Origin of the sequence: Kistimonas scapharcae (assembly GCF_039540975.1) — a bacterium.
Classification (GTDB): Bacteria; Pseudomonadota; Gammaproteobacteria; order Pseudomonadales; family Endozoicomonadaceae; genus Kistimonas; species Kistimonas scapharcae.
Genome location: NZ_BAABFL010000431.1, coordinates 1 through 20,244, shown reverse-complemented (window position 1 = coordinate 20,244; position 20,244 = coordinate 1). Strand labels below are relative to the sequence as shown.

At 51.1% G+C, this 20,244-nt stretch carries 21 protein-coding genes; 17 read left to right on the top strand and 4 right to left on the bottom strand.

What is annotated here, in order from left to right; genetic code table 11:
* A partial coding sequence (locus tag ABD892_RS17595; RefSeq protein ID WP_345197281.1) for a helix-turn-helix transcriptional regulator occupies positions 1–315 on the top strand: 315 nt, incomplete at its 5' end.
* A 224-nt stretch (positions 316–539) separates the two neighbouring features.
* Positions 540–992, top strand: a complete 453-nt coding sequence (locus ABD892_RS17590; protein ID WP_345197280.1) for a ferritin-like domain-containing protein — start codon at positions 540–542, stop codon at positions 990–992.
* Between the two features lie 167 nt (positions 993–1,159).
* Here the strand turns inward: ABD892_RS17590 and ABD892_RS17585 are convergent, their stop codons facing one another.
* The gene (locus tag ABD892_RS17585; RefSeq protein ID WP_345197279.1) at positions 1,160–1,423 is read right to left on the bottom strand and encodes a hypothetical protein; all 264 of its coding nucleotides are present in this window, start codon (positions 1,421–1,423) and stop codon (positions 1,160–1,162) included.
* Positions 1,410–2,516, bottom strand: a complete 1,107-nt coding sequence (locus ABD892_RS17580; protein ID WP_345197278.1) for a hypothetical protein — start codon at positions 2,514–2,516, stop codon at positions 1,410–1,412. Before ABD892_RS17580 ends, ABD892_RS17585 begins: the two co-directional genes overlap by 14 nt.
* A gap of 706 nt (positions 2,517–3,222) precedes the next feature.
* Between ABD892_RS17580 and ABD892_RS17575 the strand changes: the two genes are divergently transcribed.
* From ABD892_RS17575 to eutM, 6 genes are all read left to right on the top strand, one after another.
* Positions 3,223–3,501, top strand: coding sequence for a BMC domain-containing protein (locus tag ABD892_RS17575; protein WP_345197277.1), 279 nt, complete (start codon positions 3,223–3,225; stop codon positions 3,499–3,501).
* Positions 3,502–3,525: 24 nt separating this feature from the next.
* A complete protein-coding gene (locus tag ABD892_RS17570; RefSeq protein WP_345197276.1) occupies positions 3,526–3,810 on the top strand; it encodes a BMC domain-containing protein in 285 nt (94 codons plus the stop codon).
* Between the two features lie 82 nt (positions 3,811–3,892).
* Complete coding sequence (cutC, locus tag ABD892_RS17565; RefSeq protein WP_345197274.1) at positions 3,893–6,454, top strand: choline trimethylamine-lyase; 2,562 nt, start codon at positions 3,893–3,895, stop codon at positions 6,452–6,454.
* Positions 6,455–6,517: 63 nt separating this feature from the next.
* Positions 6,518–7,465: a choline TMA-lyase-activating enzyme gene (gene cutD, locus ABD892_RS17560; protein WP_345197273.1), complete on the top strand. Its 948-nt coding sequence runs from the start codon at positions 6,518–6,520 to the stop codon at positions 7,463–7,465.
* 83 nt (positions 7,466–7,548) lie between these two features.
* On the top strand, positions 7,549–9,009 hold the full coding sequence (locus ABD892_RS17555; protein ID WP_345197272.1) for an acetaldehyde dehydrogenase (acetylating): 1,461 nt from the start codon (positions 7,549–7,551) through the stop codon (positions 9,007–9,009).
* A gap of 34 nt (positions 9,010–9,043) precedes the next feature.
* Positions 9,044–9,328: an ethanolamine utilization microcompartment protein EutM gene (gene eutM, locus ABD892_RS17550; RefSeq protein WP_345197271.1), complete on the top strand. Its 285-nt coding sequence runs from the start codon at positions 9,044–9,046 to the stop codon at positions 9,326–9,328.
* A gap of 103 nt (positions 9,329–9,431) precedes the next feature.
* Here eutM and ABD892_RS17545 read toward each other — a convergent pair whose 3' ends face one another.
* The gene (locus tag ABD892_RS17545) at positions 9,432–9,764 is read right to left on the bottom strand and encodes a DMT family transporter (protein WP_425559294.1); all 333 of its coding nucleotides are present in this window, start codon (positions 9,762–9,764) and stop codon (positions 9,432–9,434) included.
* A 335-nt stretch (positions 9,765–10,099) separates the two neighbouring features.
* On the opposite strand from ABD892_RS17545, the gene ABD892_RS17540 reads away from it, so the two are divergent.
* Positions 10,100–11,116, top strand: coding sequence for a Gfo/Idh/MocA family protein (locus ABD892_RS17540; RefSeq protein WP_345197269.1), 1,017 nt, complete (start codon positions 10,100–10,102; stop codon positions 11,114–11,116).
* A 103-nt stretch (positions 11,117–11,219) separates the two neighbouring features.
* Here ABD892_RS17540 and ABD892_RS17535 read toward each other — a convergent pair whose 3' ends face one another.
* Entirely contained in the window at positions 11,220–12,149 is a 930-nt protein-coding gene (locus ABD892_RS17535) for a LysR family transcriptional regulator (RefSeq protein ID WP_345197267.1), read from the bottom strand.
* Between the two features lie 128 nt (positions 12,150–12,277).
* Between ABD892_RS17535 and ABD892_RS17530 the strand changes: the two genes are divergently transcribed.
* The 8 genes from ABD892_RS17530 (at position 12,278) to ABD892_RS17495 (ending at position 20,209) form a co-directional block, all read left to right on the top strand.
* On the top strand, positions 12,278–12,475 hold the full coding sequence (locus ABD892_RS17530; protein WP_345197266.1) for a hypothetical protein: 198 nt from the start codon (positions 12,278–12,280) through the stop codon (positions 12,473–12,475).
* Between the two features lie 6 nt (positions 12,476–12,481).
* Positions 12,482–13,414, top strand: a complete 933-nt coding sequence (locus tag ABD892_RS17525; RefSeq protein WP_345197264.1) for a sodium-dependent bicarbonate transport family permease — start codon at positions 12,482–12,484, stop codon at positions 13,412–13,414.
* Between the two features lie 24 nt (positions 13,415–13,438).
* On the top strand, positions 13,439–13,921 hold the full coding sequence (gene purE / locus ABD892_RS17520; protein WP_345197263.1) for a 5-(carboxyamino)imidazole ribonucleotide mutase: 483 nt from the start codon (positions 13,439–13,441) through the stop codon (positions 13,919–13,921).
* Positions 13,921–15,027, top strand: a complete 1,107-nt coding sequence (locus ABD892_RS17515) for a 5-(carboxyamino)imidazole ribonucleotide synthase (RefSeq protein ID WP_345197262.1) — start codon at positions 13,921–13,923, stop codon at positions 15,025–15,027. Before purE ends, ABD892_RS17515 begins: the two co-directional genes overlap by 1 nt.
* A gap of 461 nt (positions 15,028–15,488) precedes the next feature.
* Positions 15,489–15,836, top strand: coding sequence for a hypothetical protein (locus ABD892_RS17510; RefSeq protein WP_345197261.1), 348 nt, complete (start codon positions 15,489–15,491; stop codon positions 15,834–15,836).
* Positions 15,833–15,967 (top strand): hypothetical protein, encoded by a 135-nt coding sequence (locus ABD892_RS17505; RefSeq protein ID WP_345197260.1) that lies wholly within the window; start codon positions 15,833–15,835, stop codon positions 15,965–15,967. The genes ABD892_RS17510 and ABD892_RS17505 overlap by 4 nt, the downstream gene beginning before the upstream one ends.
* Position 15,968: 1 nt before the next feature.
* Complete coding sequence (poxB, locus tag ABD892_RS17500; RefSeq protein ID WP_345197259.1) at positions 15,969–17,687, top strand: ubiquinone-dependent pyruvate dehydrogenase; 1,719 nt, start codon at positions 15,969–15,971, stop codon at positions 17,685–17,687.
* A gap of 1,148 nt (positions 17,688–18,835) precedes the next feature.
* The gene (locus ABD892_RS17495) at positions 18,836–20,209 is read left to right on the top strand and encodes a tetratricopeptide repeat protein (RefSeq protein ID WP_345197257.1); all 1,374 of its coding nucleotides are present in this window, start codon (positions 18,836–18,838) and stop codon (positions 20,207–20,209) included.
* Positions 20,210–20,244 lie beyond the last annotated feature (35 nt).

The following is a 20,244-nucleotide window of genomic DNA, read 5'->3' as shown; positions in this document are numbered from 1 at the left end:
TTCCGAGACTGGCAAATATTATCGAATACGCCTCATGCTGGCTGCCATGTGGTCTGCACAGGAGTTTTTGAGTACTTACATGCTTCTGCATCCCAATCTACCCAGACAATCAATCCAGAACTGTTAAAAGAAACCTATGCGCTGACTGCTAGGGAAGCTGAAATAGCGACGCAAGTATTAATGGGGAAAGGTGATAAAGCCATTTCTTACGAGCTTGATATTAGCTTTACCACCGTACGAACTCATATGAAGAATATATTCTCCAAACTGTCTGTACAGAATCGTACGGCACTGGCGCATAAGTTGATGTCTTAAAAGGTTTGTTAGCTATTAATTAACGAGTCGTTTTCTATTGTCTTGTATTTTCAACATGTCTGCATTACATCAATTGCGGCTTCGATACAGCTTTTATATACCAAGGATTGGTATCAGTTGAGAAAACACGCCACTGGATAGCTCTTGCATTGATAAGTGCTCGGAATTGTACCCTGTCTATACTCAAACGGCCTGATGAGTAAAATAGAAAAGTGAGAAGTTAAATGTCCACTCATACTGCTGAGATCGTGGCCAAACTGAACGATATTCTTGAACATGAACTGGCCGGCGTTGTGCGATACACCCATTACAGTTTTATGGTGTTCGGTTACAGCCGAATACCGATTGTTGGATGGTTCCGTAGCGCTGCGCAGGAGACACTTGTTCACGCTCATGAGGCCGGGGAGTTGATTACTTACTTCGGTCAACATCCCTCGATCAGTATTGGAGAATTACTGGAAACCTCCCGGCATGATATCCACGATATCCTGACCGAATCCCTGCAATTTGAGAAAGAAGGTGTTGCCCATTACTACGAACTGCTGGCATTGGCAGAAAAGGGAAAATCCGTGCTGGTTGAAGAGTACGCCCGCCGTTTAATTACTGAAGAGGAAACGCATATCGGAGATATCGATAAAATGTTGCGTAAGCCCGGTGAGATCGCCAGTGTTGTCTGACAGGTTGATCAATTGAGCAATGAGAGAAGTGGGAAGGTTGAAACAAAAAACCTGAGATGACTTCAATCTTTATTCAATAAAATGATTCTGTGATCGTTATCATGTTGCCCCAATCTGGCAGCTTTCTGATATTCAGAACTGCCAGATTGGAGTAGTCGTATCAGCGTTTATTTAATGTACTGATTGATGGTGGCCGCTCCGGACTCATTAGCGCGGTAATAAACGTGCAGCTCGTTGTTGTCGTCCAGCTCAAAATGGGTTTCTTCCAACAGCCCATTGGTTTTTGCTGTCATCAACGCGGAGATAATGGCGTCTTTTTTGTAGGCCTTGAAGCTGCTGTACTCGTCTTTCAATGCCGCCATGACATCGGTCTCGCAGGCTTCATCCACGGTAGTGAAGTACTTCAGCAGTGCATAATTAAGCGGTTTCATAGTGGCCATCCTCTTTCTTTTTCAGCAGATCCATCGGGTTCATGGCGATCACGAAAATACCCACGACCATCAGTACGGCAGCGGCCCAGGCGACCGGCGGAATGGTCCAGCCGTCCAGTCCGAAGATGACGCCGAGGAGCAACCAGCAGCAGAACGGCCCCCAGAAGGAGAAGGTGCCGTTACAGGACATGCCCAGTGCTGCGCCACACATGCTGTTGCCCTTGTACCAGAACATGAAGGTTACGTAGGCGCACAGGCCGGCAATCATGAACCAGAGGGTGGAATCGCCGTTGGAAAACGACTGTTGCACCATGCTGAAGGTGGAGACATCGTGGTTGGACATCATGCCGAACAGTGGCACCAGGATGATGAGGTTGGTCAGGCCAGACGTCACCTGGCGGATGGTAATGCCGATTTCAGAATCAATCATGGAGGTGCCGTAGCCACAGACGCAGCCTTCAATACCCCAGCCAAGAGCTGCGATAAAACCGAAGAACAGGCCGACCATCAGGCCTTCCGGCGCTTCGCCGCCGAGACTGGTGCTGGCAATCATGCAGCTGGCAATGAAACAGATCAGGATACCGAGCATCATGCGGGCATTGAGTTCCTGCTTGAACAGGAAGCGACCCAGGATGGCGCCAATGGCCGGGCAGAGGGCGCTGATCGGCACGATGATGGAACCGGCTTTCTGCAGGCCGATCACGTAGGCGGTGCTGGCCAGCGGGCCGCCGATAATGGCCGCGACCGCCATGACCATGCTAGGGCGGGTTTTCATGCATCGGAAAAAGTCACCAATACGCCCCCGGGCGGTGGCGATGCTCAGGGCCCAGAGTGCACTGAAGGTGTCGGTTGTGGCGGCGCCCAGTGCGCCCAGCAGGTAGGTGATGGCAAAGGCTGAGAGTCCGGCGGTGTTGACGCCGTACCAGTCCACCCAGGTGCCGGTCGACATGCCCAGTGTCATGAAAGCCGTATACCAGCCATAGAACATGCCGGACATCAGGGCGATAATGATGCCTCGCCGTCTAAAGTCAAAATCCAGTTTGGTCTTGGCCTGAAAGGCCATCATATTGCCAGTGGCGACTGCCCCGCTCATCGATTGGGTTTCCTATCTTGGTTACTGTTCAAGCCGGTGTCATGCTCTGGTCAAACAACTCAACTGGATTTAAACGCGCAGGAACCTCTCGAGAGTAAAATGATGGGCTCCCGATTCAATAGATGGATTGGATTGAGTTCTTTGAAAGTGAAAGCACATGGTCATCTATTAATTGCTGACATGTGTCAGTTCTGAGCATTGTTCCTTATCCGGTATTACCTTTGATTTAATTCGCCGATAACGGTTGATTAAATCATTGTTATTCGGAGCGCATACTTGCAGATTTTCCGGTGGGATAAACTGATTTAAATCATTTCTTGTGATTTATTGTTTGTGATTTGTTAAAAAATAGGCGTAATTAAAAAATAAAGTAATGGTTTTTATGCCTACTGTTTATAGGGCATTTTCTGCTAATTGATGAGCGTTTTCTGCTTCCTGTGCCTTGAGTCAATAGAATCGTGTTTGTAACAGGTGAGATTTATCAAAATTGTCGTTTCTTTATTGATTCTTCTCAAAGGTTAAAACGCTTCAATGCGTATTATTTCGTTCTGAATTTGTTTGGTGGCGTTCACTCTTGTTAGACGTTTTATTGTCCTGTCTGGCAAATCGCACGTACACGACTTTCAAGCGGGTTCATGGCTGATGTTAACGCAGGTCATCACTGATTCGTGAATGATACGGCGATTTTATTGTATCGGAGAGCCCGATGAGCAACGCATTAGGGATGATAGAAACATGGGGTGTGGTGGCCAACCTGGAAGCGACCGACGCCATGTCCAAATCAGCGGATGTTGAAATGATCGGTTACGAAAATATTGGCTCGGGCTTCGTAACCACCATGGTCCAGGGGGACGTAGGCGCCGTCCAGGCCGCAGTGGATGCCGGCGTGGAAGCCGCCAGGCGGGCGGAAGGGTATGTCACCTCGGCAGTGATCCCACGTCCCCACGACTTCGTCAAAAAGATCATGGTGTTGCATAAACCGTAACCTCCCTGTCGTCAGGAGCTGTAAATGAATAATGCGCTGGGGCTGATTGAGACCAAAGGCCTTGTCACCTGCGTCTATGCCACGGATGCCATGTGCAAGGCCGCCAACGTGGAATTGATTGGTTATGAAAACGTCGGTTCAGGCCTGGTGTCCGCCATGGTGAAAGGGGATGTCGGTGCTGTCCGAGCCGCCGTTGATGCGGCAATCGCTGCGGCCAAAGACGTTGGAGAAATGCAGACAGCACTGGTGATTCCCCGCCCCCACGATGACGTAGAGCGGATTGTGGCCCAATACCTCCTGGGTGAATAAGGGCTGACGATCAGATTCATTGTAATAGCCCCAGGACGGATCGACAGGCCCTGAGGCTTTCCACTTAAGGCTTTAGTTCGCGATGACCACGATGCAAAACACCAGCATATTCGACGACCAGCGCTTCGGTTCCACCTCCCCGTCAGACACTTCACTGGACGGCATCAGCGAAGAAGCACTTCGGCAGCTGATCCGGGAAATTGTCCAGCATTTGCCGGCCGCCAGCGGCAAGCAACCTGAGCCAAGTCCTGCGTCCGGCAAACTGATGGAAGGGTTAACCCCGCGTATGCAACGTCTGCGGGATCAATATCTGAAAGCCCGTCCGAGTGTTTCTATTTATCGTGCATTGGCGTTCACTGAAGTTGCCAAAAAGAACCCCGGTCTGCCCCCGATTATGTTGCGTGCCAAATCTTTCCGGGCTGCCTGTGAAACCGCACCGTTGCTGATCCAGAACGACGAACTGATTGTCGGTCATCCCTGCGGCAAGCCGCGCGCCGGCGCCTTCTCCCCCGATATCGCCTGGCGTTGGGTGGATGAAGAGCTCGACACCATGAGCACCCGGCCCCAGGATCCCTTCGAAATCTCCGAAGCGGACAAGCAGGTGATCCGGGAGCAGATCGTGCCTTTCTGGACAGGGCGCTCTGTCGATGAAGTCTGTGAAGCACTGTACCGTGAAGCGGGTATCTGGGAATTCAGTGGTGAGACCTACGTCAGTGATCTGTCGTATCACCAGATCAACGGCGGTGGCGATACCTGCCCCGGTTTTGACGTCCTGCTGGTGACCAAGGGCATGAACGGTATCAAGGCCGATGCCGAGGCTCGCCTGGCCACCCTGAGCATGGAAAACCCGGCTGATATCGACAAGATCTATTACTACAAGGCAGCGATGGAAACCTGTGACGGTGTCATGGCATATGCCCGTCGTATAGCTGACCATGCCAGAACACTGGCTGGCCGCGAAACTGATCCGGCCCGTCGTGCAGAACTGCTGACCATTGCCGAAGTGAACGACAATGTTCCGGCCAATCCGCCCAAGACGTTCCAGGAAGCCCTGCAGGCGGTCTGGACCGTGGAATCCCTGTTCGAGGTGGAAGAGAACCAGACCGGTCTGTCCTTGGGCCGTATGGACCAGTACTGCTACCCGATGTATGCCGCGGATATCGAGTCCGGCCGCCTTACCCGTGACCAGGCGCTGGAACTGATGCAGGCGTTCATCATCAAGTGTTCCGAGATGATGTGGATGTCCAGCGAGCTGGGCGCCAAGTACTTTGCCGGTTACCAGCCGTTTATCAACCTGACCGTGGGTGGCCAGAAGCGTACCGGTGGCGATGCCTGTAACGACCTGACCTACCTGATGATGGACGCTGTGCGTTTCATCAAGGTCTATCAGCCCTCACTGGCCTGCCGTATCCACAACCAGTCTCCACAGGAATACATGGAGAAGATCGTTGAGGTGGTGAAGGCGGGCATGGGCTTCCCGGCCTGTCACTTCGATGATTCCCATATCAAGATGATGCTGCGTAAGGGCTTCGATTTCGAAGATGCCCGCGACTACTGCATGATGGGCTGCGTGGAACCCCAGAAGTCTGGCCGTATCTACCAGTGGACGTCTACCGGTTATACCCAGTGGCCGATTGTCTTTGAATTTATTCTGAACCGCGGTCGTATGACCCTGTACAACAGTGTGCAGGGTATTGATACCGGCAGCCTGGACAGCTTCAGAACCTTCGAGGATTTCGAAGCCGCAGTAAAAGTCCAGATCGCCCATATCGTGAAACTGTCCGCTATCGGTACTGTGATCAGCCAGCGGGTTCACCGTGACATGGCGCCCAAGCCGCTGATGTCCCTGCTGGTGGAAGGCTGCATGGAAAGCGGTAAGGATGTCGCTGGTGGTGGCGCCATGGTTAACCATGGTCCGGGTCTGATCTTCTCCGGTCTGGCGACCTATGCCGACTCTATGGCAGCGATCAAGAAGCTGGTCTTCGAAGATAGAAAGTACACCCTTGAACAAATGCGTGATGCTCTGGAAGCCAACTTCGAAGGTTATGAGCAGCTGCATCGCGACTGCATCAATGCGCCCAAGTACGGCAATGACGATCCCTATGCCGACGAGTTTGCCCGTGAAGTGACGGAGTGGACTGAAAAGGAATGCCGTAAGTACCAGATGCTCTACTCAACAATGAGCCACGGCACCCTGTCCATTTCCAACAACACGCCGATTGGTGAACTGACTGCAGCGACGCCCAATGGTCGTAAAGCCTGGCTGCCATTGTCTGACGGTATCAGCCCCTCACAGGGCGCGGACAAGTGCGGTCCTACCGCGGTGATCAAGTCCGTCAGCCAGATGAACGTGGAATCCATGAACATCGGCATGGTGCATAACTTCAAGTTCCTGAAAGGCCTGCTGGATACGCCGGAAGGTAAGAACGGCCTGATCACCCTGCTGCGGACTGCCTCCATCCTGGGTAACGGTCAGATGCAGTTCAGTTATGTGGATAACGACGTGCTGCTCAAGGCGCAGAAGGAACCGGAAAAATACCGTGACCTGATCGTCCGTGTCGCCGGTTACAGCGCGTACTTTGTTGAACTGTGCAAGGAAGTTCAGGACGAAATCATCAGCCGTACTGTGATCGAAGGCTTCTGATTGGATGCCGGCAACACCTGTCGTGTTGCCGGCGTTTTCCACAGACAGGGTTGAATGACGAGTATGCATAGCACTTCATTGATCGCGACCTCGGGCGCTGAAGAGCCCAAAGGTCGGATCTTCAATATCCAGAAATATTCCATTTACGATGGCGATGGCATCCGGACGCTGGTGTTTTTCAAGGGCTGCAACCTGCGCTGCCCCTGGTGTTCCAATCCGGAAAGTATCAGTTATGCCTACCAGGTGATGTTCAATGCCGATAAATGCGTGCATTGCGGTCGCTGTGTGGAAGTCTGTCCGGTCGGGGTGCATACCCCGAATGGCATTGACCGTTCCGTCAACTGTGTGGGCTGCCGTCACTGTGAAGAGAACTGCCTGGGCGGTGCTCTGAAAATCATGGGGCAGGATGTCACCGTGGCGGAGTTGATGGATGTGATCCTGCAGGATTACAACTTCTACATGGCTTCCGGCGGCGGCGTTACCCTGAGTGGCGGCGAGTGCACCCTTCAGGCGGATTTTGCAGCTAAATTGCTGGCGGAATGCAAGCGCAACATGATCAACACCGCCATCGAAACCAACGGTTCCACGGCGCTGGAGAATTACGAAAAACTCGCGCCGCACACTGATCTTTTCCTTTTCGATATCAAGCATATTGATACCGAGAAGCATAAGGCGATCTTTGGTATCGGCAATGAAGCGGTGAAGCGTAACCTGGAACGCCTGGTGGAACTGAACGCCAATATTGCCATCCGCATGCCGCTGATCCGTGGTTACAACGACTCCTATGACGCGATTACCGGCGCGATTGATTACGTCACGGCACTGGCGAAAAAAGGCGGCATCCAGCGTATAGATGTCCTGCCTTATCACCAGATGGGCAAAACCAAGTACAAGATGCTGGACCTGGCGTACCCGGCCGAGCATGTCGGTGGTTACAGCAACGAAGAACTGAACCAGCTGGACGCGTTTTTCAACCGGTTTGATTTTGATATTCGGGTTGTAAGGCATTAATTCCCCTGTGGTTGTTTGCACGATCGCTGCAATAGCTGGAAAGGCTGCAAAACACAGGGTTTGGAAAATAATGGTGACATCCGTTGGAAGACTTCGATAAAGACCTGCTCTCGGTGCAGGATGTGCGTTGCCTGCTGGCGAAAGCCCGGGCGGCACAGAAGATTCTTGCCGGTTACAGTCAGGCCCAGGTCAACACGCTCGTCAAGGCCATGGCGGACATCGCGGAACAGCATGCCCATGAACTGGCAGACAGGGCGGTGAAAGAGACGGGCTTTGGCCGGGTCAGGGACAAGGTGACCAAGAACCTGCTGGCCAGCCGGATTCTCTGGAACTCCATCAAGGACATGAAGACCGTCGGGATTATTGCCCAGGACAAGGAACAGCAGCTGATGGAAGTGGCTGTCCCGTTTGGTGTGGTCGCCGGTCTGGTGCCGTCTACCAACCCGACGTCAACGGCCATCTATAAGGCGATGATTTCCGTGAAGGCGGGTAATGCCGTGGTGATCAGTCCGCATCCTGCCGCGCTGAATGCGATTACACGTACCGTTGAACTGCTGCGTTCAGCCCTGAAGAGTCAGGGGGCGCCGGAAGACCTGGTCAGTGTCATGGCGTATCCCACCCAGGAAGGCACCGCTGAGCTGATGAAGCATCAGGATACCGGCATCATTCTCGCAACCGGTGGCTCGGCAATGGTGCGGGCGGCTTATAGTTCCGGTACTCCGGCGCTGGGTGTTGGCCCCGGCAATGTCCCAGCATTCATTGAGCGGACAGCAGATATCAAGAAAGCCGTGCGCCATGTGATTACCGGTAAAACGTTTGATTACGGGACGATCTGTGCATCGGAACAGCATGTGGTCACAGAGCATGTGATTGCCGATACCGTGCGTGCTGAGATGATTGAACAGGGCTGCTATTTCCTGAATCAGGAAGAAATCAGCAAATTGGAAGCGTTGATCAAAAATCCCCGAGGCGGTCTGAATTCAAAAATTGTGGGCAAACCGGCAGCAGCGATTGCCCGCATGGCCGGTGTGGAAGTCCCGCCGTTTACGCAGGTGCTGGTGGCTGAGCAGGCGCGGGGAAACGTTGGGAAGGACTTCCCGTTCTCCTGGGAAAAACTTTCTCCGCTGCTGGGCTTCTACCGGGTGCAGGATGCCCATGAAGCCTGTGAGTTGTGCATGGAATTGCTCCATTACGAGGGGGCAGGGCACACGCTGGCGCTGCATACCCAGGATCACCTGCTGATCCAGGAATTTGCACTCAAGAAGCCGGTATCCCGCCTGGTGGTGAATACGCCTGCAACCCATGGTGGTGTTGGCGCGACGACCGGTCTGCCTCCCGCATTCACGCTCGGTTGTGGCGGCATTGGTGGCTCAGCAACGTCTGACAACGTCACGCCGTTGCATCTGTTTAACAAGCGTTATGTCGCGTTTGGCCTGATTGAGCCGGAGTCTCTGGCCTCCGATTCGCAGCCGACGACATCCGTAACTGACATTGATATTGAAGCATTAACCCGCAAGGTGATCAGCCAGCTGAAAGGCTGCTAAACCTGCATAGCCTACGATTCCCTGGGAGGGAGAAATGGCGGTAAGCAACGCACTGGGTATGATTGAAACCAAGGGGCTGGTCGGCGCGATTGAAGCGGCTGACGCCATGGTGAAGGCGGCCAACGTTACGCTGGTTGGCAAGGAGCAGGCTGGTGGTGGCCTGGTGACCGTGATGGTGCGGGGTGATGTCGGTGCTGTTAAAGCCGCGACAGATGCCGGTGCTGCGGCAGCCCAGCGTGTTGGTGAACTGGTGTCTGTGCACGTTATCCCGCGCCCCCATGACGAAGTGGAAGTGATTCTGCCTGCTCAGACAAAGTAAGCTTCGTAGCGCTTGCTATCTGCAGCATAAAAAACGGGCCCGGAATAATAATCCGGGCCCGTTTTTTATGCTTATGATCTGCAGTCAGTAAGCGCGTTGGCTGTCAGTGCGACACGGTTCTGGAAAACACATTAATCACAATAGTGCCCGCCATGATCAGACAGATACCCACAATCGCCGGCAGATCCAGCTGCTGGCCATGCCACAGCCAACTGATCAATCCCACCAGTACGATACCGGCACCGCACCAGATCGCATAGGCAATACCGATAGGAACCGTTTTTACGGTGATGGATAACAGAAAGAACGCAAACGCATAGCCCACCAGGGTGATGAGTGTCGGTATCGGCTGACTGAACTGTTGTGTTTTCGGCAACATGGACGTCGCCACCACTTCGCAGACGATGGCGATAGGTAATGCGACCATTGGCGGCAGCGCAGTCAAAAACTGCAACATCTTACGTCCCCATTCAGGTGTTCAAGGCGGCGTAGTCTAAGGGGTAATCGCCTATCGACCAATGGCAATTTCACGCAATTATCTGGTTGCAGGTTTGCATCGGAATTTCATCAGAAAGTGTCAGTTTGTTTGCAGGTGAATTCTCTCTTTTAGGGAATATAGTGGTGCAGAGTCGGTGACAAACTTTCCTTTTTTGAGAGGCAAGCTAATTTGATGCGATCTCGTCAATACTCATGAAGCCTTACCTGAAAAAAAAGAGCAGCTTAATCGAGTGGCTCTTATTTAATAAAGCAACGTAATACAGGAATTAATGCATGTCTCAATTACGTTTAGGTATTGTTGGTTCGGGGTTGATTGCTGGTGTTATTGCCGATGCTGTTAAGCAGGTTGAAACCATCGAATTAGTGGCTGTGAGCAGCCGTTGTCCAGCGTCCGCTCAAGTATTTGCGGAACAGCAGGGGATTGGCATTACCTATGAGAATTGGCGTGACATGCTCAGTTCGGCGGTTATTGACGCGGTTTATATCGCGACGCCGACCGTCTGCAAGGAAGAGATCGCGCTTTTCGGAGCGGCGTACAAAAAGCACCTCTTGGTGGATAAGCCGTTTACCAGCGCTGAATCGCTCCAAAAGATCATCACAGCAGCAGGCGACAACGGTGTTGCTTTTATGGATGCCACGCACTTCTCACACCACCCTCGTACCCGACAGATCCGTGATGAGATGGTTGCAGCAATTGGTGGACCACAGGCCGTCCGCAGCTCGTTCTTCTTTCCACTGATGGATAAACGCAACATTCGCTTTGATCCGGAAAAAGAACCAACGGGCGCCGTCGGTGACATGGGCTGGTACGCCATGCGGGCGATTACCGAGTACCTGGAGCCTGCCACGGCGATTCAATCGGTTGCGGGTGGTATTGTGCGAGATGATGAAACCGGGGCTGTTATTCGCGGGTGTGGAGCCTTGGTTTTTGAGGACGGCAAATCATCCACATTTGATTTTGGCTATAACGTCGGTGTGTGTTTGATGGATCTTGATATCCTCGGTCACGAGGGCATGTTCAGCCTGTCAGACTTTGTGCTGGACTGGAAAAGCGGCTTTGCCTTTGATAACCCGGAGCATATCAATGGCTATATCAAACGCACAGGGCTGGCGCAGCCAGAGGGCTTTGAGTTTATAGCTGCAGATTCGGATGAACCGCAGGTGGCCAGTATGATGCGTCACTTTGCATTGATGGCGACTGACCCTTTGTCGGAAACTGCGCGGCAGGCAGCAGCATTATCACTGAAAACCCAAACGCTGCTGGATACTTACTGGCAGGCGGTTCAATAAAGGATGAATGTATACATGCTGACTTTCCGCAGAAGGCTTTATGCCGTATATCGTCAGGCACTTATTTCGTCGGTAAACGGGAAGTCCATCGGGTTCCGTTGCCTTATAAATCCATCTTCGCTTCCATACTTTTCCGCCCCTGGCTCGACACGTAGTCCAGAAAGGTTTGGGCTACTGTGGACAGCTGTTTGGTCTGTAAGCTGGCAAGATACCATTTGGTCATGATCGGCGTGGATTCGACATCAAGTTCAGTCAGCCCGGCGCTGCCGCCAAAGGCCAGGGAATGGCTGGAAAGAATCGCTACGCCCAAACCTGACATGACCGAGTGCTTAATGGCCTCATTACTTTCGATTGTCATTCGCACATTGGCATCGACGCCTTGTTTTAAAAAGTGCTTCTCTATCGCAAAACGGGTTCCCGAACCTTCTTCCCGGATAAGAAAGGGGTGATTAACAAACTCCTGAAGAGAGATATTGTTTTTCTGGGACAGTGGATGCCCCTGCTGCACGATGGCCACCAGTGGATTGGGGAGAAATTCATGCAGGTGCAAATCCCAGTTCTCAGGCGGATGGCTGAATACATAGAAATCATCTTCGCCCGTGCCCAGTCGGTCGATGATGTGTTGCCGGTTTCCTACTTTGAAATCGATATCTATGTTTGGGTATTTCTCAAGGAACTCCGCCAGTAAGTGCGGAATAAAATATTTGGCCGTATTCACAACGGCCAGACGCAATGTACCGGCTTTTAAACCGTGCAGATCTGACAGTTTCATCTCAAGTCGTTCCAGGCAACCCAGCACCTCTCGCGCGCTTTTGACAACCTCCAACCCCGCTGCCGTGAAGACTAAAGTTCGTCCGATTTGATCGTACAGGGGTGCCCCTACGGCATCGGAGAGTTTTTTCAACTGCATCGAGACGGTCGGCTGTGTAAGGAAGAGGGCTTTGGATGCCCCCGTGATTGAGCCTGCCTGGTAAACCGCTAACAGGATTTCCAGTTGCCGCAATGTGCCAATACGCGCGTGTAATCTGGGCATACGCTTCACACTTTTATATAGATATAAGTCTATGTATTGCATAAACAATATCAATTTTATCTATTTAATGGTTTACGGATAATACCCGCAAGCGATGATCAAAAGAAAACTGGCTTTGGAGATCCATCATGCGTGATACATCCATCTACTTTGAGCTAACCGCTGTCGTTGTGCTGATAGCGCTGGGTATCGCTGTGCTGTCACTTGGCCTGCCCGGTTGGGGGCTGATCACTATTGGCGGATTGCTTGCCATGTTGTCCTTTGCCCTTAGAAAAACGGCGCCTGCTGCAAAGCTGGCAACGGTGCCGGTAAAGGTAAAGGATTAAACACGTATGCATCTTGATGTCATAGTCGCTTTTTTTCTGCTGGGCGCTTTGGCGCAAATCGCCAAAGCGCCCATCAAAATGCCCAATGGACTGTATCAAAGTCTCACTATTTTTCTGCTCATTGCCATCGGGCTGAAAGGTGGTATTGCACTGGGGCAATATGGCAGTATTGATTTGTTGTGGCAGTCCTTGCTGGTCATTGTATTTGGTGCTTTTCTTCCGCTGATTGCGTTTCCTTTATTACTCAAATTTGGCGGTCTGTCTCGCGTTGATTCTGCCTCTATTGCTGCCCACTATGGATCGGTGAGTATTGCGACGTTTGCTGTGGCCCTTGCTGTCCTTGAGGCGCAAGAGATTAGCTACGAACCTTATTTCCCGCTATTTGTCGCTCTGCTGGAGATACCCGCAATCGCCGTAGGGCTTTGGCTGGCAAGGGATAAAACACAGGTGCTGGATCTGAAGAAAACCCTGCACGAAATCTTTCTGAACCAAGGGGTGTTGCTGCTGACGGGGGCACTGCTCGTCGGCTGGTGGGCGGGCGACCAAAGTCAAAAGCTCATGCCATTCTTCGGTAATCTCTTTTATGGTGTTCTGGCGCTGTTTCTGCTGGAAATGGGACGGGTCTCAGCCTCACGCCTGCAACTTTTAAGGCAATATGGCGCTTTCATCGCGAGCTTTGGGGTGATTATGCCTCTCATTGGTGCTACTTTAGGTGCCCTGTTTGCGCCGCTTTTGCAGCTATCGGCTGGGGGCACTATTCTGCTGGCCACTCTGGGGGGAAGTGCCTCTTACATTGCCGTACCCGCGGCGATGGCCGTTGCCTTGCCAAAGGCCAACCAGGGATTGTCGATTACGTCATCGCTTGCCATCACGTTCCCGTTTAACGTGCTGGTGGGGATACCGTTATACAGCGCGCTGATCATCGAAGTGATGGTTTAAACTGGATTCACCCGGATACACTGTATGAGCAAGATTTCCGTCAGCATCATTATGGGCTCACAATCGGATTGGCCCATTATGCAGTCCGCCACCATTCCATTGAACGAGCTGGGTGTCAGTTTCGAAACCCGCGTGGTTTCTGCCCACCGTACCCCTGATCGGCTTTACCAATTTACCTCTGAAGCCCACCTGCGCGGCATCGATGTGATCATTGCCGGTGCCGGTGGTTCGGCGCACCTGGCCGGTATGGCCGCGGCCATGACGCATCTTCCCGTGATTGCCGTGCCGGTGCCCAGCAGGCATTTCAACGGTATGGACAGCCTGATGTCGATGGTGCAAATGCCCAAAGGCGTGGCCGTCGCCTGTCAGGCCGTGGGGAACTCCGGCGCTTATAACGCGGGTCTGCTGGCCGCCCAGATGCTGGCGCTAAAAGATGACGAACTCAGCCAGCGTTTGCAGCAGTGGCGTAAAGATCAGACTGAAAGCGTTCCCGTAGAGGTTGAATAATGCACATCGCAATGATTGGTTGCGGTCAGCTGGCCCGTATGATGGCGCTGGAAGGCTGGCATTTGGGGATGACATTTTCCTTTCTGGCGGAGTCCGGTGAAAACAGGTCCTGTGTGGAAGGGCTTGGCGACATTGTTGAATTAACCCCTGCGCTGTCCGGTCGCAAGTTGTTCGAAGCGCTGGGTGAGCCTGAAGTGGTAACGGTTGAACGTGAACATGTTGATGTAGCAATGTTGCGAGACCTCGCTTCATTCTGCCAGGTCACCCCTAACCCGGATGCGATTGAAATATGCCAGCACCGGGGGCGTGAAAAGAACTTTGTTAATGCCCTGGGTGTACCGACAGCGCCTTACCGTTTGATCAATTCCGCAGAAAGTCTAAAAGCCGCTATTGAAGCGCTGGGATTGCCTGTGATTGTCAAATCCTGCGAAGAGGGCTATGACGGTCGCGGCCAGTGGAAGATTGACAACACGCAAGAGTTGGATGCTCTATTGCTGGAAAATACAATGGAAGGCGATTTCATTGTTGAAGGCTTTGTTGCTTTCGAGAAAGAAGCCTCCATTGTTGCCATGCGATCCAGCAAGGGAGAATGTGCATTCTACCCACTGGCAGAAAATGAACACCGTAACGGTATTCTTATCAGCTCCATTGCACCAGCCGAGCTGCCCTCGCCATCCCTGTCTGCAGAAGCGCGGAAGATTGCACAGAGCATCATTGAAAAAATGGACTACGTCGGCGTTTTGTCCATCGAGTTCTTTGTCATGCATGACCAGCTCCTGGTCAACGAGCTGGCGCCCAGGGTACATAACAGTGGCCATTGGACACAGGCTGCCGGTATCTGTTCCCAGTTTGAAAACCATCTGCGCAGTATTGCAGGCATCACGTTAGGTGCAACAGAACCGACGACACATGCGGGCATGGTCAATGTGCTTGGACAGAAGCTCAATACAAACTGGCTGGTTGACAGTAATGTACAGCTTCATGATTACAACAAAACGCCGCGTCCAAACCGAAAGGTAGGGCATCTCAATGTGTGGAGTAGCGATCGGCAAAAGCTGGTTAATCAAATCCATGAATTAAAATGTGCGATATATGGCGATGAGTAAGTCGTCCAATAACCCAATCGCCTTTTAATTAGCGTTAAATCCTTATCAGGATAGGGAGCCAGTGAAGCGTATCGCATCTTGTTGGTACTGTTTGTTGGCTCCTTTTTTATTCATTCGCTGATAGCAGCCTTTTTATGCTGTTGCTATGTCAGTGCTGTCATGTTGTTTCTTTATGTGTTGAGTATCTATTTTATGGGGATCGTTTACCCATAGCCTGACTTTTGAGAGAGTTTCGGAGAACGGAGCGGGTTCTTGCTCAAATAGGCAGCAATGAAAATCCATTAAGTCGTCATGCACTGGATGTTTTCTGGTTGCTAACTATATTAGACATCTGTCTGATGATGAGTTGAGTTTCGGTCATGCCAAAGGGTTCCCATGACGCTCTGAATAAGGGCTACAGCGGGATATCTTTTCTTTTTCGCCACTTGCCCCGATCCGAGAAGTGGTTTCACGCTCTCGTGATGTTGTGGGTCATATCGCAGCTGTCCACCTCTTTTGCCATGCATGTCCATGGTAATACGCCTTTTGATCAGGTCACTGCTATCGACAAGCTCCATATCTATGGTGGTGTTTGTCTGTTCATACCGGCGGTGCTTTTCTTTGCCCTGGTGTTGTACCGGCGCAAGGTGACAGATTTATATCCATGGCTCACAGGAAACTGGAGCGCCCTGAAAGATGATCTCCGTTCACTGGTACGATTCCGATTGCCTGAACCTTCGCCCGGTGGACTTGCAGCAACGGTTGAGGGGCTGGTTTACTGGCATTGCTGCTGGCGGTTGCCACCGGTTTGCTGTGGTTTCTTACCGTGACCCTGATGACAGCGACAGCGCCACTGTTGCTATCGATTCATAAAACCAGTGTCGGTGCGATTGAATGCTATTTCTACGGTCACGGTGGTTTTGCCCTGTTGCATCTGGTGAGTTGGTGGCGGGGAACGTGAGATGAATATTGCGCAGTATACGGTTAATTTACTTCGGGTAGTCGGTGTTAAACGGATCTGGGGGATTACTGGCGATTCGCTTAACGGGCTGGCGGATAGCTTGCGGGCTGATGGTGCCATCGAATGGATTGGTGTTCGTCATGAAGAAGTCGCAGCTTTTGCTGCAGGCGCCGAAGCAGAAGTTACGGGGCAACTGTCGGTTTGTGCCGGTTCCTGTGGGCCGGGCAACATGCACCTGGTGAATGGTCTGTATAACTGCTATCGCAACGGTGTACCTGTGCTGGCTATTGCCGCAGACATTCCTTCGCCAGAAAGGGGCAGTCATTATTTCCAGGAAACAGATCCTCAGCAGCTCTTTGCCGGGTGCAGTGTTTTCTGTGAAAAAATAACCACTCCTGGTCAGATGCCCATGCTTCTGGAAACCGCTCTCCGGCAGGCCATCCTCAAACGGAGTGTTAGCATCATCGTCTTACCGGGGGATGTGGCCTTGGAACCTATGCCAAAGAACACCCCGATTAAATGGCAGAATCCGCTGCCTGCGACGGTGGAGCCCTGTGCAGAGATCATTCGCCAGGCGGCAGATATGTTGAATGGGGTTGGCAAGGTGACGCTTTTATGCGGTGCGGGGTGTCAGGGAGCCCATGACGCAGTGATGTCGCTTGCAGAAAACCAGAGCGCGCCAATCGTACATGCGCTTAGGGGCAAGGAATTCATTGAGCACGATAACCCCTATGATGTGGGTATGACCGGCCTTATCGGTTTTGAATCCGGTTATCAGGCGATGGAAAATGCGGATGTATTGTTGCTCCTCGGCACCGGTTTTCCCTATAGACACTTCTATCCACAGACCGCAAAAGTGATACAGGTTGACCGTGATCCTCAGGCGATAGGTCGTCATGTGCAGGTGGATTTAGGGGTTGTGGGTGATGTGCTCCCGGCCATAAAGGCCTTGTTACCGATGATCAACCGTAAGCCGGAGCATGAATTTCTTCAACGCTGCCGGCAGCATTATCACGCCTCGCGTAAGAAACTGGATGCTCAGGCGGAAACCGGACATCGCAGTGAACGTGTCCATCCCCAGACTCTGGCGAAAATGATAAGCGAAAAAGCGGCAGAAAACGCCATTATCACCTGCGATGTTGGCACACCTACGCTCTGGTCTGCCCGGTACATCCAGACGAATGGCAAGCGTCGTCTGATGGGATCATTTAACCATGGTTCCATGGCGAATGCCCTGGCGCAGGCGATGGGTGCACAGATGGTTGACCGTAAGCGACAGGTGATTGCCTTCTGTGGTGATGGCGGTTTCTCAATGTTGATGGGGGATCTGCTCACGCTGAAGCCTTATGAATTGCCAGTAAAAATCGTTGTTCTGAATAACAGTGCACTGGGATTTGTGGATCTGGAAATGAAAGCGGCCGGGTTTGTGTCCAATGCCACCGAGCTGAATAATCCCTCTTTTGCCGCCATCGCCTCAGCGTGCGGTATTGGCAGTCATAGGGTGAACAGGCCGGATCAGTTATCCAAAGCCATGGACGAATGGTTAAAAGAGCCTGGGCCATCCTTGTTGGAGGTCATAACAGATCGCCACGAGCTGAGCCTTCCACCCAAAATGGAGTTCGCCTACGGCAGAGGGTTCAGCCTTTACGCCCTCAAGGCGGTTTTAAACGGGTATGGCAATGAATTGATTGAACTGGCGAAAGTGAATTTGTTTCGATAAATGCAAGAGCGTGAAAGACGATCGAAATACGCGCTATCAAATAGCGCAAAAAAGTAGAAAATGTGATCATTTAGTGAATCAGTCATGATTCTTTTTGCAGGAAAATGTGGCCGTCCGCTTAACTGGTTTCAGCATTCAATGGTGCCAGAGAACATCGTTTATTGTCTTAAAAAAGACTCAGGAGCTTTTTGTGTAATCAATTTGAACATAGCGCCTGACACAACGAGAAAGCCTTTGTTAATACCAATGGCTTCCTCGTTGTTTGCAGATGTTAATGGGTATTAAAACTGTTGACAGATACCCCTATTTGACGTGGTCTATAGAGTGCCTCAAGCAACACTAAAATGCATTAAAACTGTTGACATATAAGGTGTGCAGGAAAATCGCGTGGATTAAAAGTATTGACATAGGCGCTGTAATCTTACTTAGCTGAGTTGTTAGTACATTTTCAGTGATAACAATTCCCCCCACAATTTTGTGATCTTATCTGGTACTCAAGCTGACGTATTACGGCAAACTGCTCCTGACCGGAAAAGTGGTTCGGTCAGGATCGTTGTCTTCATGTGCCGTGTGAGGGGTGCTTTCAAAAGTGTTACCCAACAAGAAGTTTGTGACCTCTGATTCTGGCGAGGTATTTTATCTTGTGCCTTCTACTGATGTTGATCTAACAGAATAATGGTGCAGCGACAGTTTTATCAATGTGGGGAAATGTGGCCATTACTTGTGTTTTTTCAGATTACCTATGTGATTAGAGGCAAAAAATATTTTCTAAGTCATTACCCCCATAGATTGCTCTTATCCGTTATCTCTAGTGAAAGGTGTCTATCAGGCACTCATACATCACTAGGTACGGATCATGGTAAAGACTCAAAACAACAATCTTTTTCATCGGTTGGCTCGGGTTATCCAATGGACAGGTGTTCTGTTTAGCGCCTTATCACTGATTTTCTTTGGTATCTGCTGGTTTGGTGGATTATTGGCGTTCTGGCAGGCTTTTCTGGCGCAGGCTGTCGTTGGCAGTTTGACACTGTGTATCACATCAGCATGCAGCTATTTGCTTACCGGGAAGATGCAAGTATAAGGTCGTATATTAGGGGGGGGGAGCATGCGCTATGTTTCGCGCGTGCTACTCCGGAATATATCCTTCTGTGATGCTTTATAAATTTTGTCGCCTGCTCATTATTGCCCTGCTACTTATATTGTCGACCTCTGGATCCCAAATAGGTTTAGGTCCTTTTTTGACAGCTGAAATTCTGGCTAAGGAGGGATACTTTGTCGAGTCGCTAAATATCTACAAGCAGGTCCTTCATCCTGCAAGGTTGGATTCTGGCCTCAAGGAAACTCACTACAGCACTATGGCCATAGCTTTGAGTATGACTGGGCAGAATAAGGCTGCAATGGGTCTTTTACTGGAGCGACTAAAGCTTTATCAGGCGAGCGATAAAGGTGCAGACACGGCTATGCTGGAGTTGACTGCAACCATAATGTTTTTACAATTGGGTTCCCATAACCCATCTATAGCGATAGAAACAGCCAAGCATCTACCTGAGCATATTAGCCGCAAAGGAAAAGAGGCTGCCCGGTTATTGCTGATTTTGGGAGAAGCTTGGCGTCAGCTTGGTAACTATCATCACGCAGAACGCGCTTACCAGCTTGCACTGATAGAGTCTGGTAACAATGCTGTGAAGTTATCCATTATCGCTCGCTATGCCGATCTTCTTCGTGAAACTCACCGAAGCCTGACAGCCATAGAACTTCTGAGTCAGTTGGAAGAGTTTAAACCTCAAGTGATACCTTCAGAACTGTCATTATACAACAATGATAAGGCACGCGGTCTCATACTCTACAGTCAACTTCTTATGGAAAGGGCACAGGCCAAGCCTGAGCTTCGTGCAGAGAGCGCTAAAAAAGTACTCGGTCTTGTAACAGAAGCGATGAAATTGGGGGTTGAAGAGCTACCTAAAACCAGTCTGTTCTTGGGAACACAGCTCTTCGTCAGCCTTGAAGCTGGAAAGGCTTTTGAAACAATGGGTTATCGCAATGAAGCCATTGAGCTCTATAACATTGCTCAACCGTATTTGTATCAGCATTACCAGCAGGATCCGGCAATAGCTCGAGCCGCTTGGGACGTAGTTGTCCGCCATAGCAAACTCACCAACGTTGATAACGATCAGCAAGTCCGTTTTGCTAAAGCTAGAGTAAATGCTTATCTGGAGACATTTCCTGCTGATAGTCAGCCACTGCTAGAGCCATTAACGTCGCTGGCGCTTGCGCATTTCAGCAATGGCCAAGAAGATGAAGCACGGAGACTGATTGATCACGCAATTTCCAATTACGCAAAACCGATTGCGGACTATGGTGTGTGCTCTAGCGGCCTTGAAAGTCTTTATGCAGGTAATTTGGTCAAGATGTATGACCCCATAAGTCTGTTGGGCCATGCCGATACAATTCTTACAAGGCTTTTGATTGCCAACGTTGTCAGCACCGATTTAAAATGTCCACCTTTCACCGATCCAAAATGACCTGTGTGAGATGATAATCTAATCAGATTATCGTA

Excerpts from the sequence above, each read along its gene's own strand:
- ABD892_RS17530 (WP_345197266.1), top strand. The coding sequence starts at position 12,278 with ATGCGTGATACATCCATCTACTTTGAGCTAACCGCTGTCGTTGTGCTG.
- ABD892_RS17585 (WP_345197279.1), bottom strand. The coding sequence starts at position 1,423 with ATGAAACCGCTTAATTATGCACTGCTGAAGTACTTCACTACCGTGGAT.
- ABD892_RS17540 (WP_345197269.1), top strand. The coding sequence starts at position 10,100 with ATGTCTCAATTACGTTTAGGTATTGTTGGTTCGGGGTTGATTGCTGGT.
- ABD892_RS17570 (WP_345197276.1), top strand. The coding sequence starts at position 3,526 with ATGAATAATGCGCTGGGGCTGATTGAGACCAAAGGCCTTGTCACCTGC.
- cutD (WP_345197273.1), top strand. The coding sequence starts at position 6,518 with ATGCATAGCACTTCATTGATCGCGACCTCGGGCGCTGAAGAGCCCAAA.
- eutM (WP_345197271.1), top strand. The coding sequence starts at position 9,044 with ATGGCGGTAAGCAACGCACTGGGTATGATTGAAACCAAGGGGCTGGTC.
- ABD892_RS17590 (WP_345197280.1), top strand. The coding sequence starts at position 540 with ATGTCCACTCATACTGCTGAGATCGTGGCCAAACTGAACGATATTCTT.
- ABD892_RS17525 (WP_345197264.1), top strand. The coding sequence starts at position 12,482 with ATGCATCTTGATGTCATAGTCGCTTTTTTTCTGCTGGGCGCTTTGGCG.
- ABD892_RS17580 (WP_345197278.1), bottom strand. The coding sequence starts at position 2,516 with ATGAGCGGGGCAGTCGCCACTGGCAATATGATGGCCTTTCAGGCCAAG.
- cutC (WP_345197274.1), top strand. The coding sequence starts at position 3,893 with ATGACCACGATGCAAAACACCAGCATATTCGACGACCAGCGCTTCGGT.
- ABD892_RS17510 (WP_345197261.1), top strand. The coding sequence starts at position 15,489 with ATGTTGTGGGTCATATCGCAGCTGTCCACCTCTTTTGCCATGCATGTC.
- purE (WP_345197263.1), top strand. The coding sequence starts at position 13,439 with ATGAGCAAGATTTCCGTCAGCATCATTATGGGCTCACAATCGGATTGG.
- poxB (WP_345197259.1), top strand. The coding sequence starts at position 15,969 with ATGAATATTGCGCAGTATACGGTTAATTTACTTCGGGTAGTCGGTGTT.
- ABD892_RS17515 (WP_345197262.1), top strand. The coding sequence starts at position 13,921 with ATGCACATCGCAATGATTGGTTGCGGTCAGCTGGCCCGTATGATGGCG.
- ABD892_RS17535 (WP_345197267.1), bottom strand. The coding sequence starts at position 12,149 with ATGCCCAGATTACACGCGCGTATTGGCACATTGCGGCAACTGGAAATC.
- ABD892_RS17575 (WP_345197277.1), top strand. The coding sequence starts at position 3,223 with ATGAGCAACGCATTAGGGATGATAGAAACATGGGGTGTGGTGGCCAAC.